At 69.1% G+C, this 23,530-nt stretch carries 22 protein-coding genes; 12 read left to right on the top strand and 10 right to left on the bottom strand.

Annotated elements, in window-relative coordinates; translation table 11 throughout:
• The first annotated feature begins 97 nt into the window (after positions 1-97).
• From ACUYM2_RS01410 to ACUYM2_RS01440, 7 genes are all read left to right on the top strand, one after another.
• Complete coding sequence (locus ACUYM2_RS01410) at positions 98-661, top strand: hypothetical protein (RefSeq protein ID WP_481601372.1); 564 nt, start codon at positions 98-100, stop codon at positions 659-661.
• Positions 658-1,269 (top strand): hypothetical protein, encoded by a 612-nt coding sequence (locus ACUYM2_RS01415; protein ID WP_481598442.1) that lies wholly within the window; start codon positions 658-660, stop codon positions 1,267-1,269. Before ACUYM2_RS01410 ends, ACUYM2_RS01415 begins: the two co-directional genes overlap by 4 nt.
• 277 nt (positions 1,270-1,546) lie before the next feature.
• Positions 1,547-2,836: an ABC transporter substrate-binding protein gene (locus ACUYM2_RS01420; RefSeq protein WP_481598443.1), complete on the top strand. Its 1,290-nt coding sequence runs from the start codon at positions 1,547-1,549 to the stop codon at positions 2,834-2,836.
• A 6-nt stretch (positions 2,837-2,842) separates the two neighbouring features.
• Positions 2,843-3,880, top strand: coding sequence for a carbohydrate ABC transporter permease (locus ACUYM2_RS01425; protein WP_481598444.1), 1,038 nt, complete (start codon positions 2,843-2,845; stop codon positions 3,878-3,880).
• Positions 3,877-4,767, top strand: a complete 891-nt coding sequence (locus tag ACUYM2_RS01430; RefSeq protein ID WP_481598445.1) for a carbohydrate ABC transporter permease — start codon at positions 3,877-3,879, stop codon at positions 4,765-4,767. The genes ACUYM2_RS01425 and ACUYM2_RS01430 overlap by 4 nt, the downstream gene beginning before the upstream one ends.
• 24 nt (positions 4,768-4,791) lie before the next feature.
• Complete coding sequence (locus ACUYM2_RS01435; RefSeq protein ID WP_481598446.1) at positions 4,792-5,046, top strand: hypothetical protein; 255 nt, start codon at positions 4,792-4,794, stop codon at positions 5,044-5,046.
• A gap of 97 nt (positions 5,047-5,143) precedes the next feature.
• Positions 5,144-6,223: a LacI family DNA-binding transcriptional regulator gene (locus ACUYM2_RS01440; RefSeq protein ID WP_481598447.1), complete on the top strand. Its 1,080-nt coding sequence runs from the start codon at positions 5,144-5,146 to the stop codon at positions 6,221-6,223.
• A 59-nt stretch (positions 6,224-6,282) separates the two neighbouring features.
• On the opposite strand, the gene ACUYM2_RS01445 is transcribed toward ACUYM2_RS01440, so the two are convergent.
• Together ACUYM2_RS01445 and ACUYM2_RS01450 are read right to left on the bottom strand one after the other, a co-directional pair.
• The gene (locus ACUYM2_RS01445) at positions 6,283-7,209 is read right to left on the bottom strand and encodes a DUF8083 family protein (RefSeq protein ID WP_481598448.1); all 927 of its coding nucleotides are present in this window, start codon (positions 7,207-7,209) and stop codon (positions 6,283-6,285) included.
• Positions 7,210-7,240: 31 nt separating this feature from the next.
• On the bottom strand, positions 7,241-8,047 hold the full coding sequence (locus ACUYM2_RS01450) for an exodeoxyribonuclease III (RefSeq protein ID WP_481598449.1): 807 nt from the start codon (positions 8,045-8,047) through the stop codon (positions 7,241-7,243).
• A 154-nt stretch (positions 8,048-8,201) separates the two neighbouring features.
• On the opposite strand from ACUYM2_RS01450, the gene ACUYM2_RS01455 reads away from it, so the two are divergent.
• Genes ACUYM2_RS01455 through ACUYM2_RS01470 form a run of 4 tightly spaced genes read left to right on the top strand, consistent with a single transcriptional unit; the run spans position 8,202 to position 12,508 of the window.
• Positions 8,202-9,701 carry a CoA-acylating methylmalonate-semialdehyde dehydrogenase gene (locus ACUYM2_RS01455; protein ID WP_481598450.1) on the top strand — a complete coding sequence of 500 codons (1,500 nt, stop codon included), beginning with the start codon at positions 8,202-8,204 and terminating at the stop codon, positions 9,699-9,701.
• Entirely contained in the window at positions 9,701-10,768 is a 1,068-nt protein-coding gene (locus ACUYM2_RS01460; RefSeq protein WP_481598451.1) for an enoyl-CoA hydratase/isomerase family protein, read from the top strand. The genes ACUYM2_RS01455 and ACUYM2_RS01460 overlap by 1 nt, the downstream gene beginning before the upstream one ends.
• Positions 10,761-11,735, top strand: coding sequence for a 3-hydroxyisobutyrate dehydrogenase (gene mmsB / locus ACUYM2_RS01465; RefSeq protein WP_481598452.1), 975 nt, complete (start codon positions 10,761-10,763; stop codon positions 11,733-11,735). The genes ACUYM2_RS01460 and mmsB overlap by 8 nt, the downstream gene beginning before the upstream one ends.
• Complete coding sequence (locus ACUYM2_RS01470) at positions 11,732-12,508, top strand: enoyl-CoA hydratase (RefSeq protein WP_481598453.1); 777 nt, start codon at positions 11,732-11,734, stop codon at positions 12,506-12,508. The genes mmsB and ACUYM2_RS01470 overlap by 4 nt, the downstream gene beginning before the upstream one ends.
• 42 nt (positions 12,509-12,550) lie before the next feature.
• On the opposite strand, the gene ACUYM2_RS01475 is transcribed toward ACUYM2_RS01470, so the two are convergent.
• The 4 genes from ACUYM2_RS01475 to ACUYM2_RS01490 form a co-directional block, all read right to left on the bottom strand.
• A complete protein-coding gene (locus ACUYM2_RS01475; protein WP_481598454.1) occupies positions 12,551-13,183 on the bottom strand; it encodes a class I SAM-dependent methyltransferase in 633 nt (210 codons plus the stop codon).
• A gap of 115 nt (positions 13,184-13,298) precedes the next feature.
• Positions 13,299-13,727 (bottom strand): DUF1761 domain-containing protein, encoded by a 429-nt coding sequence (locus tag ACUYM2_RS01480; protein ID WP_481598455.1) that lies wholly within the window; start codon positions 13,725-13,727, stop codon positions 13,299-13,301.
• 58 nt (positions 13,728-13,785) lie between these two features.
• Entirely contained in the window at positions 13,786-14,292 is a 507-nt protein-coding gene (locus ACUYM2_RS01485) for a MarR family winged helix-turn-helix transcriptional regulator (RefSeq protein ID WP_481598456.1), read from the bottom strand.
• Between the two features lie 2 nt (positions 14,293-14,294).
• Positions 14,295-16,031: an AMP-binding protein gene (locus ACUYM2_RS01490; protein ID WP_481598457.1), complete on the bottom strand. Its 1,737-nt coding sequence runs from the start codon at positions 16,029-16,031 to the stop codon at positions 14,295-14,297.
• A gap of 278 nt (positions 16,032-16,309) precedes the next feature.
• Between ACUYM2_RS01490 and ACUYM2_RS01495 the strand changes: the two genes are divergently transcribed.
• Positions 16,310-17,443, top strand: coding sequence for an acyl-CoA dehydrogenase family protein (locus tag ACUYM2_RS01495; RefSeq protein ID WP_481601373.1), 1,134 nt, complete (start codon positions 16,310-16,312; stop codon positions 17,441-17,443).
• A gap of 49 nt (positions 17,444-17,492) precedes the next feature.
• On the opposite strand, the gene ACUYM2_RS01500 is transcribed toward ACUYM2_RS01495, so the two are convergent.
• From ACUYM2_RS01500 to ACUYM2_RS01515, 4 genes are read right to left on the bottom strand one after another with little or no spacing between them, the layout of a single operon-like run.
• Positions 17,493-19,295, bottom strand: coding sequence for a sensor domain-containing diguanylate cyclase (locus ACUYM2_RS01500; RefSeq protein ID WP_481598458.1), 1,803 nt, complete (start codon positions 19,293-19,295; stop codon positions 17,493-17,495).
• Between the two features lie 11 nt (positions 19,296-19,306).
• Complete coding sequence (locus ACUYM2_RS01505; protein ID WP_481598459.1) at positions 19,307-19,921, bottom strand: DinB family protein; 615 nt, start codon at positions 19,919-19,921, stop codon at positions 19,307-19,309.
• A gap of 44 nt (positions 19,922-19,965) precedes the next feature.
• The gene (locus tag ACUYM2_RS01510; RefSeq protein WP_481598460.1) at positions 19,966-20,640 is read right to left on the bottom strand and encodes a response regulator; all 675 of its coding nucleotides are present in this window, start codon (positions 20,638-20,640) and stop codon (positions 19,966-19,968) included.
• A complete protein-coding gene (locus tag ACUYM2_RS01515; RefSeq protein ID WP_481598461.1) occupies positions 20,637-23,372 on the bottom strand; it encodes a DUF4118 domain-containing protein in 2,736 nt (911 codons plus the stop codon). The genes ACUYM2_RS01510 and ACUYM2_RS01515 overlap by 4 nt, the downstream gene beginning before the upstream one ends.
• Positions 23,373-23,530: the final 158 nt, after the last annotated feature.

A 23,530-nucleotide genomic window follows, 5' to 3' on the forward strand; every position in this document is an offset into this window, starting at 1 on the left:
CCCCGATGGCGACGCCGGGCACACGTTCGCCGTGCCCGTACCCGACAACGCCGGGGTCCAGCCTGCCGGATCCGGTGCAGGCTCCGGCGCGCCCGGGATGGAGAAAGTCCTGGCCCGCGAGACCACCTCGTCCCGGGCGGCGGCCGCGGTCATCGCGGCCATACTGGTCATCGGGCTGTGCGGCTACGCCCTGCTGGAAACGGCAGTGCGGGCCGTGGGACAGCCGCCGTGGCTGATCGACCCGCAGACCGCGGCGGAGCGGGTCACGGCCCTCCCCGCCGGGGTTCCCCCGCTGCTGCTCGGCGTCACCGGCGCGGTCCTGTTCGCGGCCGGGCTGTTCTTCTTCCTCAACGCCGTGCTTCCCGGACGACGGGCCCGGCACGTCCTTGCAAACCCCCGCGCCGGCGTTGTGGTCGATGACGAGGTCATCGCCTCGGCCTTGGCGCGGCGGGCGCGGCTTGCCGCCAACGTAACGCAGGAGCAGGTGATGGTAGTTGTCTCCCGGCGTCAGGTGTTGGTCAACGTCCGGCCAACCTCCGGCGTGCCGCTCCGCGCAGCGGACGTCCAGGCCGCGGTCCAGGCCGAGCTCCGGGAGATGGTGCTGTCGCCGATGCCCGAGGTCCGGGTCAACCTGGCCTCTGCGGGGGTGATCGGCGCATGAACGGCACCCCGCGGATCCTCAACCGGCTCCTGATCGGCATCCTCGGCATCAAGCTCCTGGTGATCGGGGGCCTGCTGGTCCTGCTGGCCACCGTGCCGGCCGTCGACCGCTGGTGGCAGGGCTGGTCCGCGGGCCTCTGGGGCGGCGTCCGCGGTCTCTTCGACCGCACCCGCTTCCCCGGTCAAACGATGAGCTGGCTGTGGATCGTCATGGTGGTGGTGCTGCTGCTCGTGATCTCGCTGATGGTCGCGTGGCTGGCGCAGCAGGGCAAGGGCCGGGCAAACCTTCTTGTCGCCGAGGACGACGCCGGTGAAGTGCCCGGCTATGTCCGGATCGGCGGCGGCGTGGCCGAGCAGGCACTCCGGGCGGCGCTGGCCGATCGGCCGGATTTGGCCGGCGCCACGGTGGCCACCTACGAATTCAGGGGCGAGCCGGCCCTGCGGATCCGGGTGCAGCCGCGCCAGGGCGTTGCCCCGCATACCCTGGCGGCAGAAGTCTCGGCCCTGGTGGAGGCCCTGGATGCTGTGGTCGGCAAACGCACGCCGGTGCTGATCCACATCGGTTCCGGAGCGCGGTCCCGGTTCGGCCGGGCGGAACGCGTCCGCTAACGCGGCGCGTCGCGATCCGACGAGGACTGACGCGGTCCCGGGGGCGCGGTACCCGGTGAGTTTCGGAAACTTCCGCCCCACCCGAACCGCTGGCCCCACGGCTTCCTGCATCCGTGGAACCGCGGGCTGAGGCATGCGAGGCTCGGCAGCAGCCGGTCTCCGTTGCGTAAAGGTTTAATGTAAACGCTTGCATTTCTTGCTCCTTGCTCGCTAGTGTGATGGTCACCACACCAACTGCACCACCGGTCCAAACCGGTACTCAGCGAGGAGCACCTGTATGAAAAACCGTAAATACCTACTTCCTGCGGCCGCGGCCGGTGTTCTGGCCCTCTCTCTTACTGCCTGTGGAGGCGGCGGCAGCACCGGCGGCGGCGGCGGCTCGGCCGGCGGCGGGGATGCGGCAGCCAACCTGGACGGGCGCGGTCCCATCACCTACGTACAGGGCAAGGACAACAGCAACGTGGTCCGGCCGCTGATCGCCAAGTGGAACGCAGCGCACCCGAACGAAAAGGTCACGTTCAAGGAGCAGACCGACCAGGCCGACCAGCAGCACGACGATCTGGTCCAGAACTTCCAGTCGAAGAACGCCAACTACGACGTAGTGAGCGTCGACGTCGTCTGGACCGCCGAGTTCGCGGCGAAGGGCTGGCTCCAGCCGCTCAAGGACAAGATGGCGCTGGACACCTCCGGGATGCTGAAGCCGACCGTCGAGGCTGCGTCCTACAAGGGCACCCTGTATGCGGCCCCGGAATCTTCCGACGGCGGCATCCTGTACTACCGCAAGGACCTGGTCCCCACGGCACCCAAGACCTGGGACGAGATGATGGGCATGTGCTCGATCGCGAAGTCCAAGAACATGGGTTGCTACGCCGGCCAGTTCTCGAAGTATGAGGGACTGACGGTCAACGCCTCCGAGGCAATCAACTCCTTCGGCGGTTCCGTGCTGGACAAGGACGGCAAGCCGAGCCTGAACACGGAAGAAGCCAAGACCGGCCTCTCCAACCTGGCCAAGGCCTACGCTGACGGCAACATCCCCAAGGAAGCCATCACCTTCAAGGAAGAGGAATCCCGTCAGGCGTTCCAGGACGGCAAGCTCCTGTTCCTGCGCAACTGGCCGTACGTCTACAACCTGGCCACCACCGAAGGATCGTCCAAGGTCAAGAACGTGCTGGGCATGACGGCACTCCCGGGCAAGGACGGTCCGGGCGCATCTTCGCTGGGCGGCCACAGCGCCGGCATGAGCGTCTACTCCAAGAACAAGGCCACCGCCCTGGACTTCCTGAAGTTCCTCACCACGGAAGAAACGCAGAAGTTCTTCGCCACGCAGGGTTCGCTCGCTCCGGTGCTGACGAACCTCTATGACGACAAGGAACTGGTCGCCAAGCTGCCGTACCTTCCGGTGCTGAAGACCTCGATCGAGAACGCCGTCCCGCGTCCGGTGACCCCGTTCTACCCGGCCGTCACCAAGGCCATCCAGGACAACGCGTACCCGGCCATCAAGGGCGAGAAGGCAGTGGACGCAGCGCTGTCTGATATGCAGAAGTCCATCGAAACCCAGTCAAAGTAGTCCAAAATGGCAACTGAATTGGGCCCGACGCCGGTTAAGAAGCCGGCGTCGGGCGGGACCGAGCTCCACCACGCACCCAAGGGGGTGGGGGAGGACAACGTCATCGCCAGCCAGGGCAGGTGGGCGTCGTGGCTGTTGGCCCCCACCATCATCGCGCTGGCCATCGTCATCGTTTATCCGATCATCAGCGCCATCGTGATGTCCTTCCAGGCCGACGCCGGCCTGGATCCGGCCACCGGCCTCTTCACCGAGGGCGGCCCGGCCGGCTTCTCGAACTACGTCAACTGGATCGCCCAGCAGTGCAGTGCGCCGGCCGGCGGCACGGTGGCTTGCCCGCCGGGTACCCTGGGGTCCCAGTTCTGGTCAGCGACGGCCACGACGTTCTTCTTCACCATTGTGACCGTGGCGCTGGAGACGGTGCTCGGCTTCTGGATGGCCATGATCATGGCCCGCACGTTCAAGGGCCGCAGCCTGGTCCGGGCCGCCGTGCTGGTGCCGTGGGCCATCCCCACCGCCGTTACCGCCAAGCTGTGGCTGTTCATCTTCGCCTTTGAGGGCATCGCCAACAAGCTCTTCAACACCACCATCCTGTGGACCGGCAGCGAGTGGCCGGCCAAGTGGGCGGTCATCATTGCCGATGTCTGGAAGACCACGCCGTTCATGGCGCTGCTGATCCTGGCAGGCCTGCAGATGATTCCCGCGGAGGTGTACGAGGCGGCCAAGGTTGACGGCGCCACGGCCTGGCAGCGGTTCCGGATGATCACCCTGCCGCTGGTGAAGCCGGCTCTCATGGTGGCCATCCTCTTCCGCACCCTCGACGCGCTGCGCATGTTCGACCTGCCGTACATCCTGACCGGCGGGGCGAACAACACCACCACGCTCTCCATCCTGGTGATCAACCAGATCAGGCAGGGCTTCAACGCGGCGGCGGCGCTATCCACCATCACGTTCATCATCATTTTCCTTGTCGCCTTCATCTTCGTGCGCTTCCTTGGCGCGAACGTGGTGGAGCAGCAGACCGGCGCTAGTAAGGGGAAGAAATGACCACCGCCGCGACCGAGCTGCGCGCGCAGCAGGACCGGGGGCGCAAGGTCGCCCAGAACCGGGAAAAGTGGGCCCAGGGCCGCACGTACATCAGCGCCCTGGTGATCCTCGTCTGGTGCCTTGCGCCGGCCTACTGGATGGTGGTGACCGCCTTCCGCGACGTCGGGTTCACCTACGACACCTCGATCCTGCCGACGCACGTCACGCTGGACAACTTCAACACGGCGTTCGACACCTCCTTCGGAAACCGCTTCGGCCAGGCGCTGCTCAACAGTGTGTTCATCGGCGTGGTGGTGACCGTGGTCTCGCTGCTGATCGGCGTGTTCGCCGCCTACGCCCTGGCCCGGCTGAATTTCCGGTTCAAGTTCCTGGTGCTGGGCTTCATTCTGGGCGCCTCGATGTTCCCCGGCGTCGCCCTCATCACCCCGCTGTTCCAGCTGTTCACCAACATCGGCTGGATGGGCACCTACCAGGCCCTGATCATCCCGAACATCTCGTTCGTGCTGCCGCTGACCGTCTACACGATGACGTCGTTCTTCCGCGAGATGCCGTGGGAGCTCGAGGAATCGGCGCGGGTGGACGGCTGCACGCAGGGCCAGGCCTTCCGGAAGGTGATCATGCCGCTTGCGGCCCCTGCCATCTTCACCACGGCCATCCTGGCGTTCATCTCCTCGTGGAATGAATTCCTCATCGCCAGCCAGCTCTCGTCCGACGCGACCCAGCCGGTCACCGTCGCCATCGCGAGCTTCGCCGGGGCACAGCCCAACCAGATCCCGTACACGGCGATCATGGCGGCTGGAACCATCGTGACCATCCCGCTGGTGATCCTGGTGCTGGTGTTCCAGCGCAAGATCGTCGCGGGCCTGACGGCCGGCGCCGTCAAGTGACGGTTTGATGATGGCGGGTTCCTGATGGCACGCGGCCAGAACCAGGGCGAGATCCACCCTACGCACCGCAGGGTGCGCTCGGGCGAGGACTTCGACATCATCATCGGGTTCCTGGGCTTCTGGGCGCTGGTCCTGCTGGCGGTCACCGTCTGGATGGAGGTGACCGCCCAGCCGGCCGTCGGCTGGGCACTCGGGCTGCTCGCCACGCTGCTCGCACTGTACGGAATGATCCGGCTGCGGCGGCGTTTGCCCGGCCGGACGGCCGCCCGGCGGCGCTGAGGCGGCCGCCTAGGGCGGACCGGATACTGGAACGGATCGGCGCCGTGGGGGCGGCACGCTAGACGCGATTTTTGCGGATAGCCGACAAGGGGACACGGTGGCAAGGACAACTGACAGGGCGCAACGCGGCGGCCATTCCGGCGTCAGCATAGAGGACGTGGCGGCCGCCGCGGGCGTCTCCACCGCCACGGTCTCCCGGGCCGTCCGCGGCCTGCCCAGGGTCTCGCCCACCACGCGGCAAAAGATCCTCGAAATCGCGGGTGCCCTCGGCTACGTGGCCTCGTCCTCGGCCTCGGGCCTGGCCACCGGGCGCACCCGGACCATCGGGGTGCTGGCACCGTTCGTGAGCCGCTGGTTCTTCTCGAAAGCCATCGAGGGCGCGGACCGCGAACTGCACGGCCGCCAGTACAACCTCTCGCTGTTCAACCTGGGCGGCCACGGCAGCCACCGCGAGCGGTTGTTCAGCAAGACCATGGTCTACAAGCAAATCGACGCCCTTCTGGTCCTCTGCATGGCCCTGACCCGGGAGGAGCTGGAGCACCTGCAGAAGATCGACATCCCGCTGGTCGTTGTGGGCGGCCACGTCGAAGGCTGCGCCTACATCGGGATCGACGATTACGAGGCCGCCTCCACCGCGGTGCGGCACCTCATAGGGCTGGGCCACCGGGACATCGCGCTGCTGCACGGCGACGACGAAACAGACCTGAACTTCGACGTTCCGCGGGTCCGGATCAGGGCCTTCCAGGATGTGATGACCCAGGCGGCGCTGGACGTCCGGCCCGAGTGGGACGAGTGGGGGGACTTTACCGTCAGCAGCGGGCAGGACGCGTTCAAGCGGCTGTGGGACCGTCCCGGGCCGAAGCCCACCGCGATCTTCTGCGCCTCGGACGAGATGGCGATGGGGGTGATCTTCGAGGCGCGTCGTGCCGGCGTCCGGATTCCGGAGGATCTGTCCGTGGTGGGGATCGACGACCACGAATTTTCCGCCGCGATGGGCCTCACCACGGTCGGTCAACGCCCCGATGAACAGGCCGAGCTTGGCACCAAAATGCTGCTGGATGAACTCGACGGGATTGCGGGAGCGGTGCGTTCCACCGTAGCCCCGCACCGGCTGATCGTGCGGGACACGACGGCGGCGCCGCGGCTGGCGCAGCCGCTCGCCCCGGCACCCGGCTAGGCGGACCCGAGAGCCGGCGAAGATGTGCGTCGGTGGGCATACGGCCGGCGGGGCGCGCCTCAGGAGGCGCGTGCCAGCTGCCGGATCGGGATCCAGCGGGACGCGAGCCGACGGTATGCGGCGGCCGCACCGGTCATGTCGCCCTCGGCAAGGCACTCGATGCCCAGCCGCACGTCCAGCGGGGAATCGTCCGGATAGACCTTGTCCGCCACGGCGCCGTAATCGAGCTCCACGACAGAATCAGGGTGGAAGAGCTCCAGCCAGTCGGTGAGCTGGGTCAGGTCCTCGAGCATGTCCAGCTCCGGGGCTGCGAGGGCCAGGTGGGCGACGGCGTGCCGGACCCGTTCCAGCGCGGCGCCGATGGTGGCCCGGATGCGCACCGTGATGATCCGGCCGCCGGATTCCACCACATCCGTGGGGTCTGATTCCTGGAAAAGGCAGAACCAGCTGAACGGAATCCCCCAGGTCGAGGCCCGGGTGTGGACCCTGCCGATGCCCTCGCGTGCCTTCACCTGATCGATGCGTTCCTGGTGCCGGTCGCGCTGTTCCTCCGGGATCAGGAGCTGGGCGAGCGGGCCGTGGATCCCTTCCATCAGGGCGTTGGCGGCCAGCCCGGCGCGCAGCACCAGCTGGCTCGGGCAGTACAGCGGCCTGGCCGGCAGGACCTCTTCGCTGGCTGCACTCCCGGCTGCACCGCTGGCCTCACCGTCACCGTCGCCGTCGGCGGGGCGTGCGGAGCTGCTGACGGCCAGCACACGGACCAAATCGGTCTGCCCGGTGGGAAAGGGATCCCCGCCGGGGCGGGTGATGCGGCCCAGGGAAGCGAGCAGCTCGGCATTCTCCACGGCGGCGCGGGACTCGGAGCGGGCGCCGGCGGCGCGCAGGGCGTCCCGTTGCCCGGCGGGGAAGGCCTCCAGCGGCTCGTAGACCCGCAGGGTCGAGGAGAACGGCAACCCCGCCTGTCCGTGGTAGAGGTTGCCGGTCATTGAGGACCGGCGCTTCCCGGGCGGGCGTCCATCAGCCTGCCAGCTCCACGATGACCGGGGCGTGGTCCGAGGCGCCCTTGCCCTTGCGCTCCTCGCGGTCGATCGAGGCGCCGGTCACACGGGCAGCCAGTGCGGGGGAGGCGAGCACGAAGTCGATCCGCATCCCCTCCTTTTTTGGGAAGCGCAGCTGGGTGTAGTCCCAGTAGGTGTAGACCCCGGGCCCGGGCGCGTGCGGGCGGACGACGTCGGTGAAGCCCGCTTCCTCGAAGGCACGGAACGCCTCGCGTTCGGGCTCGCTGACATGCGTCAGGCCTTCGGCGCGGAAGTAATCGATGTCCCACACGTCCTCGTCCCGCGGGGCGATGTTCCAGTCACCCATCAGGGCGATCTGGGCCTCCGGGTCGGCCTGGACCCAACCCTCGGCGTGGGCGCGGAGCGTATCCAGCCAGCTGAGCTTGTAGGGCATGTGCTCATCATCGAGCGCCCGGCCGTTGGGGACGTAGAGGCTCCAGACCCGGATTCCGCCGCAGGTGGCGCCGATCGCGCGGGCCTCCTGTACCTCGTCCTTGCCGCCCTTGCCGAACACCGGCTGGTCCATGAAGGTGCGTTCGACGTCGTCGAGCCCCACACGGGAGGCGATGGCTACCCCGTTCCACTGGCTCAGGCCGAAGTGGGCGACCTCGTAGCCCATCCGCTCGAACAGTTCCCATGGGAAGTTGTCGTCCTTGCACTTGGTCTCCTGGATGGCCAGGACATCACAGTCGGTGCGCTGGAGCCAGGCCTCAACGCGGTCGGCACGGGCACGGAGCGAGTTCACATTCCAGGTAGCAATCTTCACAGTCCCTAACTTACCGAACTTGACGCCGCCGCGGCGCTCCCGGGGGCGCCGGCCCGGGGCCCCGCCGCCGCCCCGCGCTCTGGAGATTAGTAGGAAGTCCGAGTATATTCGGGTGCAGAGATGATCCAGGTCACATGCAAAGGAGCATTCCATCATGGTTCGTGAGCTTTCCCATTACGTCGGCGGACAGCACGTCGAGGGCACCTCGGGGCGCTTCAGCGACGTCTACGATCCCTGTACCGGTGAGGTGCAGGCACGGCTCCCCCTGGCCAGCGCGGAGGAGGGCCGTAACGTCATCGCCAACGCGGAGAAGGGCCAGCTGGAATGGGCTGCGATGAACCCGCAACGCCGCGGCCGGATCCTGCTGAAGTTCGTGGACTTGGTCAACCAGAACATGGACGAGCTCGCCACCCTGCTGTCCTCGGAGCACGGCAAAACGTTCCCGGACGCCAAGGGCGACATCCAGCGCGGCATCGAAGTGGTCGAGTTCGCCGCCGGCGCCCCGCACTTGCTCAAGGGAGAGTTCTCCGACAGCGCCGGAACCGGCGTCGACGTCCACTCGATGCGGCAGCCGCTCGGCGTCGTCGCCGGCATCACCCCGTTCAACTTCCCGGCCATGATCCCGCTCTGGAAGTCCGGTCCGGCCCTCGCCGCCGGCAACTCCTTCATCCTCAAGCCCTCCGAGCGGGACCCCTCCGTCCCGCTGCGCCTCGCCGAGCTGTTCACCCAGGCCGGACTGCCGGACGGGGTGTTCAACGTGGTCAACGGGGACAAGGAAGCCGTGGACGCGCTGCTGGAGGATCCCCGGGTCCAGGCCATCGGCTTCGTCGGCTCCACCCCGATCGCGCAGTACATCTACGCCACCGCCGCGGCGCACGGCAAGCGCGCCCAGTGCTTCGGCGGTGCCAAGAACCACATGGTGATCATGCCGGACGCGGACCTGGACATGGCCGCGGATGCGCTGATCGGCGCCGGATTCGGCTCCGCCGGCGAACGCTGCATGGCGATCTCGGTCGCCGTCCCGGTGGGCCGGCAGACCGCCGACGCGCTCGTCGCCAAGCTCCAGGAACGGATCGCGGACCTGAAGGTGGGCCACAGCCTGGCCAAGGACTCGGACTTCGGCCCTGTCGTGGCCGCCTCCGCCAAGGAACGGATCGAGGGCTACATCGCCTCCGGCGTCGAGGAAGGCGCCAGCCTGGTCACCGACGGCCGCGGCCTCAAGGTGGAGGGTTACGACGGCGGCTTCTGGGTGGGCCCCACGCTGTTCGACAACGTCACCAAGGAGATGAAGATCTACCAGGAGGAAATCTTCGGCCCGGTGCTCAGCGTCCTCCGCGCCCAGGACTACGACGAGGCTCTCCGGCTCTGCAGCGAGCACGAGTTCGGCAACGGCGTGGCCATCTTCACCCGCGACGGCGACGCCGCCCGCGACTTCGCCAGCCGGGTCCAGGTCGGCATGGTGGGCATCAACGTGCCGATCCCGGTGCCGATCGCCTACTACACCTTCGGCGGGTGGAAGGCCTCCGGGTTCGGCGACCTCAACCAGCACGGCGCCGACGCGTTCCGTTTCTACACCAAGACCAAGACGGTCACCACCCGCTGGCCCTCCGGCATCCGCCAGGGCGCCAGCTTCGTGATGCCGGAAGGCAGCTGATGGCAGAGCAGACGGCCGGTGAGGCCGCCGAGGTCCTGTTTGAGCGCCGCGGCCGGCTCGGCATCGTGATGCTGAACCGGCCCAAGGCCGTCAACGCGCTGACCGCCGGCATGGCGGCCGCGATGCTGGAACAGCTGACGCTCTGGGCCGACGACGACGCCGTGGCCGCGGTGCTGGTCCGCGGCGCCGGCGAGCGGGGGCTGTGCGCCGGCGGGGACATTGTGGCCATCTACCGGGACATGCTCGACGGCGGCGACGCGACCGCCGACTTCTGGGCCGTCGAGTACCGGCTGAACCTGCTGATCGCGGAGTACCCCAAACCCTACGTCGCGTTTATGGACGGGCTGGTCCTGGGCGGCGGGGTGGGAATTTCCGCGCACGGATCGGCCCGGATCGTCACCGAACGCACCCGGATGGGGATGCCGGAAACCACCATCGGTTTTGTGCCCGACGTGGGCGGCACGCTGCTGCTCTCCCGGTCGCCCGGCGAAACCGGCACGCACGCGGCCCTCACCGGGGCGCATCTGAGCGGCGCCGACGCGTTGTTCCTGGGTCTCGCGGACACCTTCGTCCCCTCCGTGGAACTCGCGGACCTGGCGGCAGCGCTGGAAACCGAACCGGTGGACGCCGCCGTCGCACGGTTCGCCGAGCCGGCTCCGCCGTCGGTGCTGGCTGCCCAGCAGGAGTGGATTGACGCCTGCTACGCCAGCGACGACGCCGAAGAGATCCTGGACCGGCTGCGAACCGTGGGCGGTGAGGCAATCGACGCCGCGGACACCATCGCGGCCAAGTCCCCGACGGCGGTCAAGGTGGCGCTGGCGTCACTGCGCCGCGCCCACGGCCTGAGCCTCGCCGAGGCCCTGGAACAGGAGTACCGGGTGGGCCTGCGGTTCCTGGCCGGGCCCGATTTCCGCGAGGGCATCCGTGCCCAGGTGGTGGACAAGGACCGCACCCCGCACTGGCAACCGGCCAGCCTGGCGGAGGTTAGCCGCGACGACGTCGAGGCCTACTTCGCACCGCTGGGCGCGCGGGAACTGAAACTTTCGAAGGAGCGCGACAATGTCTGAAGCATCGCCGTCCGCACCGGCGCAGCCCGGCACCATCGCCTTCCTCGGCCTGGGCCACATGGGCGGCCCGATGGCCGTCAACCTGGTCAAGGCCGGGTACACCGTGACCGGCTACGACGTGGTGCCGGCGGCGCTGGACGCCGCCCGCGCCCACGGGATCACCACCGCGGGCACGGCCGTCGACGCCGTGGCGGGCGCCGCCGTCGTGCTGACCATGCTGCCCAGCGGCAAGCATCTGCTGGACGCCTACCGCGGCACCCCCGGCGAGCCGGGACAGCACAGCCAACCGGGCCTGCTGGCCGCCGCGGCGCCGGGGACGATGTTCCTGGACTGCTCGACCATCAACGTGGACGAAGCCCGCGAGGCCTCGGCACTGGCCGTCGCTGCCGGCCACCGGGCCGTGGACGCGCCGGTCTCCGGCGGCGTCGTCGGGGCTGAAGCCGGAACGCTGACGTTTATGGTCGGCGCGCCGGACGAGGACTTCGAAGCCGTCAAGCCGATGCTGGAGGTGATGGGAAAGCGCGTGGTCCACTGCGGCGGCCACGGCGCCGGGCAGGCCGCCAAGATCTGCAACAACATGATCCTGGGCGTCTCGATGATCGCCGTCAGCGAGGCCTTCGTTCTCGGCGAGAAGCTGGGGCTGACGCACCAGGCGCTCTTCGACGTCGCCTCGGCCGCGTCGGGGCAGTGCTGGGCGCTGACGACCAACTGTCCCGTGCCCGGGCCGGTCCCGACCAGCCCGGCCAACCGCGACTACCAGCCCGGATTCGCCGGAGCCCTGATGGCCAAGGACCTGAAGCTCGCGCTTAACGCGCTGGAAAGCACCGGCGTCGCCGCAAGGCTGGGGCCGCTGGCCTCCGAAATTTACGATACCTTTGCCGCGGAGGGCGGTGCCGGCCGGGACTTCTCCGGCATCATCACCGACATCCGGGACAAATCCGAACACCAGCCGAGGGGACAGGCATGACCGAGTACGCAAACATTCTGGTGGAGCGCCGCGGCCGCGTGGGCCTCGTGACGCTCAACCGGCCCGAGGCGCTGAACGCCCTGAACAAGGCGACCATGGACGAACTCGTGGCCGCCGTGTCCGCGATGGACACCGACCCCGGCGTCGGCGCCGTCGTGGTGACCGGTTCGGCCAAGGCCTTCGCGGCCGGCGCGGACATCAAGGAAATGCAGTCCAAGGGCTACATGGAGATGTACGCTGCGGACTGGTTCCGCGGCTGGGAGGACTTCACCCGGCTGCGCATTCCGGTGGTGGCCGCGGTTTCCGGGTTCGCCCTCGGCGGCGGCTGCGAGCTGGCGATGATGTGCGACTTCATCATTGCGGGGGACAACGCCAAGTTTGGCCAGCCGGAGATCAACTTGGGCGTGCTGCCGGGTATGGGTGGCTCGCAGCGCCTGACCCGCGCGGTGGGCAAGGCCAAGGCGATGGACATGATCCTCACGGGCCGCTTCATGGACGCCGCGGAAGCCGAGCGCGCCGGTCTCGTGTCCCGCGTGGTCCCGGCCGCTGACGTCGTCGAAGAGGCCGTCAAGGCGGCCGAAGTGATTGCCTCCAAGTCCAAGCCGGTTGCCATGGTAGCCAAGGAAGCGGTCAACGCGGCCTTTGAAACCGGGCTGGCCCAGGGCGTGCTGTTCGAACGGCGGGTGTTCCACTCGCTCTTCGCCACCGAGGACCAGAAGGAAGGCATGGCGGCCTTCAGCGAGAAGCGGCAGCCCGACTTCACCCACCGCTAGGCCTCGCCGAGCGGCTGCGGGCCGGCGGGTGATGCGGGCGCGCTAGGCCCTGCGCCTGGCGCGCAGCACGGCATCCTGGACCGTGGCCGGGGCGCCGTCGGAATCCTTCGCCGGCCGCGGCCGGGACGTGCAGGTCACGATCTCCCACTCGTCCGGATCGAGCTGCGCCGCGAGCTGCTCGGCGGTAAAGAGCAGCCCGGGGGCGGCGGGCCGGCGCACGCTGGTTTCCAGGTCCGAGGGGTGGTGGCCCACGATCAGCAGCGTCCCGCCCGGTGCCACGGACGCGGCGAGCCGGCCGTAAACGCCGTCCCGTTGCGGTGCGGGCAGGTGCAGGAACTGGGCCGAGACGAGGTCGAAGGTCCCGGCCGGAGGCGGCGTGACCGTCAGGTCCTGGTGCTGCCACGTGATGCGCGCAGCGGTTTCCGGCTCGCCTTCGACTGCGGCGGCTGCCCGGCCCAGGGCCACGGACGAGATGTCCACCGCCGTGACCCGCCAGCCGCGCCGGGCAAGCCAGACGGCGTCGGCGCCTTCCCCTGCCCCGACGTCGAGCGCGGAACCGGGCACCAGTTCCGCCGCCTCGGCCACCAGTTGCGGGTTTGGCTGCCCGCTCCACACCGGTGCGTGCTGGCCGTGCTGGCGGTACCGCTCATCCCAGAACGATTCGTCGAATTCCATGCAGCTCTCCTCCGGGCCCGTGCCGAGCGGCAGGGCGCCTGCCGCCCATCCAGTGTAGGCCCGCCCGCCCGTCCCCGGGCGCGGAACGGCAGCGCCAGCCGCCGCCGCTGACAGGCTAGGCGGCGCTGATTCCGAACAGCCCGATGATCAGTGCCATTACCATCAAGGTCACAAGTTCGTGGGCGCAGTTGAGCACGGTCAGGCCGGCGGGGCGGCCCTCGAAGGCGTCATGCGTGATGAAGCGTGCCGCCGTGAACCCGGCCCACAGGATCAGGGCGGTGACCAGGGTGTTGGCGAGGAAGTTTCCGCCGTAGAAGTGCTGCGAGATGGCGGCGGAGCCGGCCAGCACCCAGGCGGTGACGAAGCTGACCAGCAGGGTGATGAGAATGGGCTTGACGGCGTCCCTGGCGTCCCCGCCCGGGCTGACCCTGGCGACCCGCATCCAGTAGCTGCCGAAGACTTTGGGCGTGTACCAGACCGACCCGACCACCATGCTGGAGAGGGTGGCCAGCAGGACGGCCCAGATGTTGATCTCCGGAATCATTGCGCTCTCCTCAGCTCCGGGCTGCCCGGCGGACGGCCCCGCAAACGAAGTGTACGGCTCAGCCGCTGAAATCCCCGGCATTGCGCCGGAAGTTGCCCAGGATCCGGATCAGCTGCTCCACGTCCAGCTCCTCGAAGCCGGACTGGCCAAAGACCTCCGAATTGAGCACCGCCGTCGCCCGCTTGGCGAGCGTGCGCCCCTCCGAGGTGAGCTCGATCAGCGTGGTCCGCCCGTCGGTGGGGTGCGGGGAGCGGAGCACCAGCCCGGCCTCCTGCAGCCGGTCGACGGCGTTGGTCACCGAAGTGGGATGGACCTGGAGCAGGGCGCTCGCCTTGTTCATCGGCAGCGCCCCGCTGCGGGCGAAGCTGAGCAGGGCCAGCAGTTCGTAGCGCGCGAACGTCAGCCCGAACGGCCTGAGCGCGGTCTCGATCCGGGCCAGCAGGATCTGCTGGGTCCGCATGATGGCCGTGATCGCCGCCATCGGGGCGGCAACGTCGGCCCAGCCGTGCCGTTCCCAATTCCGCTGGGCGTCGGCGATCGGATCACGCGGCAGCGGGGCGCCCATGGCTAGCCCTGGCCTTTCAAGCCGGGGAAGTCGGCCTCGGAATACTCCGTGCCCAGCCCTTCCGGCACGCTGCCGGCCCCGTGCCGCAGCTCCTCGCTGCGCCGCAGTTCCACCCGCCTGATCTTGCCCGAGATGGTCTTGGGCAGTTCGGCGAACTCCAGCCGGCGGATCCTTTTGAACGGCGCCAGGTGCTCGCGGCAGTAGCGCAGGATGTCCTCGGCCAGTTCCGGTCCTGGTTCGTGGCCGGCCGCCAGGACCACGAAGGCCTTGGGCACGGACAGTTTGAGCGCGTCGGGGGAGGGGACGACGGCGGCCTCGGCCACCGCCGGATGCTCGATCAGCACGCTTTCCAGCTCAAACGGGGAGAGCCGGTAGTCGGAGGACTTGAAGACGTCGTCGCCCCGGCCCACGTAGGTGATGATGCCGCGCTCGTCCCGGCTCGCCATGTCCCCGGTGTGGTAGTAGCCGTCGCGGAAGGCCTCCGCGGTCTTCTCCGGGTCCCCGTAGTAGGCCTTCATCAGCCCGACGGGCCGCGGGTCCAGGCGCAGGCACAGCTCGCCGTCGTCGGCCTCCTCGCCGGTGGCCGGATCCACCAGCACGACGTCGTAGCCGGGCAGCGGCCGGCCCATGGCGCCGATCTTGATCGGCTGGCCCGGGGTGTTGGCGATCTGCACGGTGGATTCGGTCTGGCCGAAGCCGTCGCGGATGGTCTGGCCCCAGGCGCGGTGGACCTGGTCGATCACCTCGGCGTTGAGCGGTTCTCCGGCGGAGACCACCTTGGTGGGCGGGTTCTTGAGCAGGGATAGGTCGGCCTGGATCAGCATCCGCCAGACCGTCGGCGGGGCGCAGAAACTCGTGACCCGCTCGCGGTCCATCTGTTCCATCAGCGCCTTCGCATCGAAGCGCTCGTAGTTGTAAATGAACACGCAGGCCTCGGCGATCCAGGGCGTGAAGACGTTGGACCACGCATGTTTGGCCCAGCCCGGGGAGGCGACGTTCAGGTGCACGTCGCCCGGTTCCATCCCGATCCAGAACATGGTGGACAGGTGCCCCACCGGGTAAGAGGTGTGCGTGTGCTCCACGAGCTTGGCCTTGGACGTGGTACCGGAGGTGAAGTAAAGCAGCAGGGTCTCGTCCGCGAGGGTTGGTGCGTCCGGCATGAAGTCTTCCGCCGCGCCCGCGGCTTCGCTGTACTGCAGGGCCGCCGTCGTGATTTCCGCGGCGCCGGCGCCGTCGCCGATTTCGATCAGCGTGTAGTCGCCCGGAACGCCGGCGAACTTGTCGATGTTGGCGCTCCCGACGGCGGCCCAGTTGGCGCCGCCGCGCTCCACCCGGTCCTGCAGGTCCGCCGGTCCCATCAAGGTGGTGGTGGGGATCATCACGATGCCGAGCTTGATGCCGGCCAGCATCAGTTCCCACAGCTCCACCTGGTTGCCCAGCATGATGATCATCCGGTCCCCGCGCCGCACCCCCTGCGCCCGGAGCCAGTTGGCCACCTGCGCGGAGCGCGCCGAGAGGTCCGCGAAGCTGCGCCGCGTGGCCGTACCGTCCTGCTCCACGATGACCAGGGCCGGCCGGTCCGCTTTGGCGGGATCGGCCGCGATCTGGTCGAACCAGTCCAGGGCGAAGTTGAACTCCTGGAACCGCGGCCATTCGAACTCCTGGCGGGCGGCGGTGTAGTCCCCGCGGAGGGCCAGCAGCCTGTCCCTCGCAGTGCGGAAATCCTCAGTGACGGTCATGGTGCACCTTTCGCAGCCGGTCGCAGCCAGGCGGGCCGGTGCCGGTCCGCCGCTGTCCTAGTGATCCACATCACTGTGCAATATACTAGGACATCCAAGGGTTTGGAAGAGCCGATGTTGCTGCCGGTGCGCGGCACGTTACGAAGGGATATGTACCCGTGCAGTCACAAGGAAGTGCCGGCGGACAGACCGCTGTCCAGTCCGAGGCAACCCGCAGCGGTGCCGCGGAAAGCCCAGCCCAACTAACGGCGGCACCCCCGTTTCCGGACGCGGACCTGATGTACATCGTGGACCTGCTGCCCGCGGACGAGCGGGCGCGCTACCAGGAGATCCGGGAGTTCCTGCAGACCCGGATCCGCGCCGCGTCGATCGACTACTGGAACCGCGAGGAGTTCCCCTTCGGCCTGCTCGCCGAACTGGGCAAACACGGCCTCGGCGGCCTGCAGACGGACGGCACCTCCAAGCTCTTCAAGGGGCTCATGTACGTCGAGGTGGCGCGCGCCGACGTTTCGCTCTCCGCCCTCGTGGGAATCCACAATGAGCTGATCGTCGGCATGATCGACGAACTCGGCTCGGAAGAGCAGAAGTCCCGCTGGCTCCCCGGCCTCACCGCGTTCACCCAGCTCGGCGCCTTCGCCCTGACCGAGCCGGACCACGGCTCCGACATCGCCGGGGGCCTGGCCACCTCGGCGCGGTTGGAGAACGGCGAATGGGTGATCAACGGTGCCAAGCGCTGGATCGGTGCCGGCACCATCGCCGACTTCGCCCTGGTCTGGGCACGCGACGTCGCGGACCAGCAGATCAAGGGCTTCATCGTGGAGACCGATAGGCCCGGCTACACCGCCACCAAGATCGCAAACAAGATCGGGCTGCGGATCATGCAGAACGCGGACATTGTCTTGGACGAGGTCCGCATCCCGGGAGCCAACCTGCTGCCCGGTGCCACGGACTTCTCCCGGGCCAATGAACTGCTGCGCGACTCACGGGCCTGGGTGGGCTGGCAGGGCGCCGGCATCCAGCTCGCCGCGTTCGACGTCGCCCGGGCCTACTCGCTGGAACGCAAGCAGTTCGGCAAGGAGCTGGCCCGCTTCCAGCTCGTCCAGCAGCAGCTGGCCGAGATCCTGGGCAACGCCAGCGTCTCGCTGGCGTTGATGGCCCAGCTGGCGAGGATCCAGCAGGAGGGCAAGCTGGAGATGGTGCAGGCCGCCATGGCGAAGTCCACTACCACCCGGCTGGCCCGGGCGTCCGTCGCGATGGGACGCTCGTTGATGGGCGGCAACGGGATCAGCAGCGACTACGAGATGGGCAAGCTCTTCGGCGACGCCGAGATCCTCTACACCTACGAGGGCAGCTACGAGATCAACTCCCTGATCGTGGCCAGGGCCGTGACCGGCAAGTCAGCCTTCGTCTAGGCGGCGTTCGTCCGGCTGCCTTCAGCCGGCTGCCTTCAGCCGGCCGGGTTCAACGGGTGGAGCCGAAGCGCTCGCTGCGGTTGCGGCCGGCGTGTTTGGCCGCATACAGCGCCCGGTCCGCGCAGGCCAGCAGGCTGTTGCTGCCGGCGTCCCGCAGTTCGCTGACGCCGGCGGAGACCGTGATGGAGCCGACCTCGCCGAACGGCTCCGCCTCGATGGCGGCGCGGGCCCGTTCCGCTGCCACCAGGGCCTCTGATCCATCCGTCCCCGGCAGCAGCCAAACGAACTCCTCGCCGCCGAAGCGGGCCACGATCTCGTCCTCGCGGGCCACACCGCGGAGCCGGTTGGCGACGTCGGCAAGCACCACGTCGCCCATCAGGTGGCCGAAAGTGTCGTTGACCTGCTTGAAGTGGTCGATGTCGATCACGATCGCGCTCAGGCTGGTGCTGCGGGATGCCGCCAGCTCGATCTCGTGCGAGAGATGCTGTTCCAGGGCGCGCCGGTTGGGCAGGCCGCTGAGCTGGTCCGTGGTGGCCTGTAGCTCCAGGCTGGCGCGGGCCTCCGTGTTGCCGATCGCAATCTCCACCAGTTCGGCGAACTGGGCCAGCCGTTCCAGCATCGCCTCTGTGACGCCGGTGCTGGACTTCGAGGTCAGGGTGATGACGCCCCACAGGCTGCCGTGGACCCTGATCGGCGCGCCCGCCGCGGACCGGAAGCCTCCGGCCCGCATCTGCTCGGCGGCGGGACCGCCTTCCGGACCGTAGACCACCAGGGCGGGCTTGCCGGTGACGGCGACGCGGACGGTAGCTGAGACGTCGGTCGGCGAAAAAACGTGCCTGCGGCTCAGGGTGGGCGGCAACGCCGGGGCCATCGCCACGATGTCCGCCGACAGCGCGCCGGTGAAACGGACGACGGCGGCCGAATCCACGTGGAAGAGGTCGCGCACAATAAAGGCGACTTGCTCCGAGATGGCCGCCGGCGCGGCGTTGCGGGCGACGGCGGTGGCGATCTCGTGCAGCGCGGCCCACGTCTGTTCCTGCTGGAGCCGGTCGGTGACGTCCACGGCCACCACCATGCCGGCGGTGGCGTCCTCGGCGGAATGCACGGGTCCGGCCTTCAGCCGGTAGGTCCGGGGCCCGATCTGCCGGCTCCACGAGACCTCCTGGCCGGACAGGGCGGCGCGGTAGCGGGGCTCCAGCTCGGCGGCCAGGGCGCTGTCGAGCACCTCATGGATGCGACGGCCCTCCAGCTCGGCGGAGCGGTAGCCAAAGGACTCCAGCTCCTGGCCTTCGGCGATCAGGTAGCGCAGCTCCGAATCGAAAAGCAGCACGAAGACGCCGGGGACGCTGCGCGCCAGCGCCCGGTACCGGTCAGTGTCGCGTTGCTGGCGGCGTTCGGCCAGCACCCGCTCGGTGATGTCCGTGACCATCACGAAGAACCCCCGAACGCGGCTGTCCCCGTCGTCCGTCCCGTCCCCGTGGTCCGTCCCGTCCCCGCCGTCGCGCAGGTCGGGCATGTAGGAGACCTCCGCGAAACGCGTCGCCCCGGCGGCGTCGGTAAGCGTGCGCTTGAAAAGTTGCGGCTCGCCGTCGAGCACCTTGGTGATGTAGGGGTAGCTGGCCTCGTACACGGCGTCGCTGAGCAGGTCCCGGATGTGAATGCCGTGCAGTTCCTCCGGCGTGACCCCAAACCAGTCACGGTAGGCATCATTGGCCAGCCGGTTGCGCAGCTCGGAGTCCCAGTAGCCCACCATCGCCGGGATGCCGTTGAGCACGGCACGCATCTGGGCGGGCACCTCGGGCAGCCGCGGCGGCTGTGCGTTCTCCCGGGCGAGAGCGCTGTGAAAGTTCATTGCCCCAGTATCTATTGTGGTAACACCGGGCGTGAAACCGGGGCAGCCTCCCCGGCGGCCGTCCGGGCCGCGGCCTCTATCCTTCCCCGGTGCGCGGCCCAGTCGCCGTCGCTGCGGGGCGTCAGGTTCGGATCGCCAGGGCCCTTGCCCGCCGTCCCGTCGATGAGTTCGCGCAGGATGTCCGCGTGGCCCAGGTGCTGCGCCGTTTCGACGCACATATGGACGAGGATCTGGTGGAGTGTGACGCGCCGGCGTTCGGCGGGCCACCACGGGACCTCGCCCGCGGCGTCCAGCGGAAGGGCGTCAATGGTGGCGTCGCTGTGGGCGGCGGCCGCACGGTGCAGTTCCAGAATCTGGTCACGGGTCTCGTCCGGGGCTACCCACAGGTCCGCATCCGGTTCGGCGCCGTCCTCCAGCCAGGGCAGGGGCTGGCCGTTCGGGCGCCCGAACACTTCGCCGAAGTAGCCGATCTCCACACTTGCGACGTGTTTGACCAGGCCCAGAAGGTTGGTTCCGGTGGGTGTCAGCGGCCTGCGGACGTCGTATTCATCCAGACCGTCCAGCTTGGCCAGCAGTTCAGCGCGGCGCAGGCGCAGGTACCGGTGCAAAGTTTCCTTCTCGTCCATGACGGGCATCCTACCCAACCCCGGTCCGCGAACCCGGGCGCCGTTCATGGCAGGAACCGGTACCCGATCCCGGCCTCCGTGAGGAGGTGCCGGGGATTGCCGGCATCCGGCTCAAGCTTGCGGCGCAGCTGCGCCATGTACACGCGGAGATAATTGGTTTCCTTCGCGTAGGCCGGGCCCCAGACCTCGGACAGCAGCTGCTGCTGCGTGACGAGTTTCTCCGGGTTCCGGACCAGCACCTCGAGCATTTTCCATTCCGTGGGCGTGAGCCGGACGTCTTCGCCATCGCGGGTGACGCGGTGCCTGCCAAGGTCCACGGTGAAGGCGTCGGTGCTGATGACGGGCGGCTCGGCGCCTTCCACGCTGCGGCGCAGGAGCGCCCGCAGCCGGGCCAGCAGTTCGTCCAGACCGAAGGGCTTCGTAATGTAGTCGTCCGCGCCGGCGTCAAGGGCCCGGACCTTGTCCTCCGAGCCGTGGCGCGCCGACAGCACCAGCACGGGCACCGGGCTCCAGCCGCGCAGTTTTGCCAGGACAGCCGTGCCGTCCATATCCGGGAGGCCAAGATCAAGGATGACCAGCGCCGGCGGGGTCCGTGCCGCCGCCAGCAGCGCGGACTGCCCGTCCTCGGCCACGGTGACGTCGTACCCGTGGGCCCGCAAGGTGATGCGAAGCGCGCGCAGCAGGTACGGGTCATCGTCCACCACCAGTACCGCGGTCACGGCACGTCCGTCGGGGACGAGAGGATCGGCGGCGCGTGGTGGCGGCGCACCAGCGCGGACTGGGGCTCCAGCGGCGCCTGGTCCCGGTCCTCGCGGAAGGGGGCACCCTCGGAGAGCGGCAGGCTGACCACCATGGTCAGGCCGCCTCCCGGAGTGGCCTCCGCGCCCAGCCGGCCGCCCATCGCCTCGGTAAACCCCTTGGCCACGGCCAGGCCCAGGCCGACGCCGCCGGCGCTGCCCGCGTCGTCCAGCCGCTGGAAGGGATGGAACATCTGCACCACCTTGTCCGCCGGGACCCCGGTGCCGTGGTCGATGATCCGCAATTCCCCGGCCGGCCGCCCGCCCACCATGGCGGGGCTGAGTCCGCCGGCGCTGCCGGTGATCACAATGTCCGAATCAGGGGCGTACTTGACGGCATTTTCGACGATATTCGCGATGACGCGCTCAAGCATGCCGGGATCCGCCTCAACCTCCGGCATGTTCGCCGGCAGCTCCACCCGCACCCGGCCGGCGGCGATTCCGTGCAGGCCGCCGCCCACCACCTCGTACCAGCGCACGGGCCGAATTAGGGGCGTGACCGAATCGGAGGTGATCCGGGACATGTCCAGCAGGTTCCCCACCAGGGTGTCCAGCCGGTCGGAGCACTCGTCGATGGTCTCCAGCAGGTCCTGTTCCTCTTCCCTGGTGTAGCGGACACCCGGCTGCCGCAAGCCTCCGACCGCAAGTTTGATGCCGGCCAGGGGGGTGCGGAGGTCGTGCGAGACGGCGCGGAGCAACGAGGTGCGCACGTTGTTGCTTTCCGCCAGGCGGGCCAGCTGGCTCCGGCTGGCCAGCAGTTGCTGGTTCTCCAGCTGGGCCAGCAGGTGCACGCCGAAGGCGCCGAGCAGGCGCCGGTCGCTGGCCGGCAGCACCCGGCCGGACAGGACCAGCCGTGTGCCGGCGTTGATCTGCTCGACGTTGTCCCCTTGCGGGCCGGACCCCGCTGAAGAGGCTCCGCCGTCGGTGGTTGCCGCGGACGCGAACTCGCCGACGCCGGCAAGCAGCCGCCACTGGGCCGCGGCCTCGTGCGGCCCCGCCTCTCCGGACGGCGCCCCGTCGGGCCGCCCCGCGGCCGGTGCGGCGCCGCCGTCGTCGCCGGCCAGGCCGAACAGGGCGGCGCCGCGGACCTGGAAGACGTCCAGCGCCTGTTCCAGCAGGCCCGTGACGGTGTCTTCGGAACCGGCTGCCCCGCGCGAGAGCTCGGCCAGGGTGGTGGCTTCCGCCCTCGCCCGGGCGGCCTCCTTGGAGCGCCGCGCGGAGAGGTCAACGACGACGGCAACTGCGGCGGACACGCCCACAAATACCGTCAGGGCGAGGACATTCTGGGCGTCGCTGATGGTCAGGTTGCCCAGCGGCGGAGTGGAGAAGTAGTTCACCAGCAGGCTGCTCCACAGTGCGGCGAGGATCGCCGGCCACAGCCCGCCGACCAGCGCCACGGCGACTGAACCCGTCAGCTGCACCAGCATGGACGTGGCCAGGTTCTTGTCCGGATTGACCGCCAGCAGCAGCTGGAGCAGCGCAGGAAGGATCACGGCCAGGCCAAAGCCGACCCCCACCCGCAGCCGGCCCAGGTCCTTGTGCCGGTTCCGGCGCGCCCCGGCTGGCGCACGCTCCTGCGGCACCAGATGGACATCGATGCCGGCGGAAGCGCGGAGCACCCTGGCGGTGGTGCCGCCGCCACGGAGGCGCGCCAGCAGGGGGGCGGCAGCGCCGCCGCGGGAGACGCCGAGGACCAGCTGGGAGGCGTTGACGCTGCGGGCGAAGTCCAGCAGGGCCTCGGCCGGGTCCTCGCCGGCGACCACGTGGTAACTGCCGCCGAGGCCCTGGACCAGCTGCCGCTGCGCCTCGAGCGCCTGCGGAGACTCGGCGGCGACCCCTTCCGCGGCCCTGACATGGACGGCCAGCAGGTCGATGCCGCTGACGCGGTTGAGCAGCCGGGCGCCGCGGCGGATCAGCGCCTCACCCTCCGGGCCGCCGGCCAGCCCGACGACGATGCGTTCGCGGGCCGGCCAGCGGGCATCGATCCGGTTGCCCTCCCGGTAGCTGGCCAGGCGCTCGTCCACCCGGTCCGCCAGCCATAGCAGCGCGAGCTCACGCAGGGCCGCCAGGTTCCCGGGGCGGAAGTAGTTGGACAGTGCCGCGTCAACCCGGTCCGGCGGCACGATCTTGCCGGCCGCGAGCCGCTGCCGCAGCAAGTCGGGGGAGAGGTCCACGAGCTGCAGCTGATCGGCCCGGCGGACGATCCCGTCGGGCACGGTCTCCGCGGCCCGGCCCTGGGTGATCGCGCTGACGACGTCGGCCAGGGAGGCGAGCTGGTGGATGTCGAGGGTCGACAGGACGTTGATCCCGGCAGCCAACAGTTCGTCGATGTCCTGCCAGCGGTGCCGGTTCCGGCTGCCGGGGGCGTTGGAGTGGGCGTACTCGTCCACGAGGGCGGTGGCCGGCGCCCGGCGCAGCACCGCGTCCAGGTCCAGTTCCTCGACGTCGACCAGTCCGACGGGTACCCGCCTGGGCCGGATCGCCTCGAGGCCGGCCATCAGGTCACGGGTGTCGCGGCGGCCGCGGTCGCGTGCGAAGGCGACGACGACGTCGTCGCCGGCCCCCCGGAGCCGGTGCGCTTCCCGGAGCATGGCGTAGGTCTTGCCGACGCCTGGGGCCGATCCCAGGAAGATGCGCAGCGTTCCACGTGCCATGCAGCCATTGTTCCATTCCGGCCGCGGGCCGGCGGGGGAGCCGGGCGTCAAGGATTCATCAAGATCCGCGCCCGGGTGGCGGCCGCGGCGACGGCCGCTGCTAGCTTCGCAACTGGAGGGCACAACGCGGCACCCGCCCGTTGAGAGAGGCGCCGCGA

It is taken from the genome of Arthrobacter sp. SD1074B, from assembly GCF_056780195.1.

What these genes read in the sequence shown, in the direction of transcription:
- ACUYM2_RS01410 (WP_481601372.1), top strand. Translation starts at nt 98, where the DNA reads ATGGAGAAAGTCCTGGCCCGCGAGACCACCTCGTCCCGGGCGGCGGCC.
- ACUYM2_RS01415 (WP_481598442.1), top strand. Translation starts at nt 658, where the DNA reads ATGAACGGCACCCCGCGGATCCTCAACCGGCTCCTGATCGGCATCCTC.
- ACUYM2_RS01420 (WP_481598443.1), top strand. Translation starts at nt 1,547, where the DNA reads ATGAAAAACCGTAAATACCTACTTCCTGCGGCCGCGGCCGGTGTTCTG.
- ACUYM2_RS01425 (WP_481598444.1), top strand. Translation starts at nt 2,843, where the DNA reads ATGGCAACTGAATTGGGCCCGACGCCGGTTAAGAAGCCGGCGTCGGGC.
- ACUYM2_RS01430 (WP_481598445.1), top strand. Translation starts at nt 3,877, where the DNA reads ATGACCACCGCCGCGACCGAGCTGCGCGCGCAGCAGGACCGGGGGCGC.
- ACUYM2_RS01435 (WP_481598446.1), top strand. Translation starts at nt 4,792, where the DNA reads ATGGCACGCGGCCAGAACCAGGGCGAGATCCACCCTACGCACCGCAGG.
- ACUYM2_RS01445 (WP_481598448.1), bottom strand. Translation starts at nt 7,209, where the DNA reads ATGACCGGCAACCTCTACCACGGACAGGCGGGGTTGCCGTTCTCCTCG.
- ACUYM2_RS01455 (WP_481598450.1), top strand. Translation starts at nt 8,202, where the DNA reads ATGGTTCGTGAGCTTTCCCATTACGTCGGCGGACAGCACGTCGAGGGC.
- ACUYM2_RS01460 (WP_481598451.1), top strand. Translation starts at nt 9,701, where the DNA reads ATGGCAGAGCAGACGGCCGGTGAGGCCGCCGAGGTCCTGTTTGAGCGC.
- mmsB (WP_481598452.1), top strand. Translation starts at nt 10,761, where the DNA reads ATGTCTGAAGCATCGCCGTCCGCACCGGCGCAGCCCGGCACCATCGCC.
- ACUYM2_RS01470 (WP_481598453.1), top strand. Translation starts at nt 11,732, where the DNA reads ATGACCGAGTACGCAAACATTCTGGTGGAGCGCCGCGGCCGCGTGGGC.
- ACUYM2_RS01475 (WP_481598454.1), bottom strand. Translation starts at nt 13,183, where the DNA reads ATGGAATTCGACGAATCGTTCTGGGATGAGCGGTACCGCCAGCACGGC.
- ACUYM2_RS01480 (WP_481598455.1), bottom strand. Translation starts at nt 13,727, where the DNA reads ATGATTCCGGAGATCAACATCTGGGCCGTCCTGCTGGCCACCCTCTCC.
- ACUYM2_RS01485 (WP_481598456.1), bottom strand. Translation starts at nt 14,292, where the DNA reads ATGGGCGCCCCGCTGCCGCGTGATCCGATCGCCGACGCCCAGCGGAAT.
- ACUYM2_RS01490 (WP_481598457.1), bottom strand. Translation starts at nt 16,031, where the DNA reads ATGACCGTCACTGAGGATTTCCGCACTGCGAGGGACAGGCTGCTGGCC.
- ACUYM2_RS01495 (WP_481601373.1), top strand. Translation starts at nt 16,310, where the DNA reads ATGTACATCGTGGACCTGCTGCCCGCGGACGAGCGGGCGCGCTACCAG.
- ACUYM2_RS01500 (WP_481598458.1), bottom strand. Translation starts at nt 19,295, where the DNA reads ATGAACTTTCACAGCGCTCTCGCCCGGGAGAACGCACAGCCGCCGCGG.
- ACUYM2_RS01505 (WP_481598459.1), bottom strand. Translation starts at nt 19,921, where the DNA reads ATGGACGAGAAGGAAACTTTGCACCGGTACCTGCGCCTGCGCCGCGCT.
- ACUYM2_RS01515 (WP_481598461.1), bottom strand. Translation starts at nt 23,372, where the DNA reads ATGGCACGTGGAACGCTGCGCATCTTCCTGGGATCGGCCCCAGGCGTC.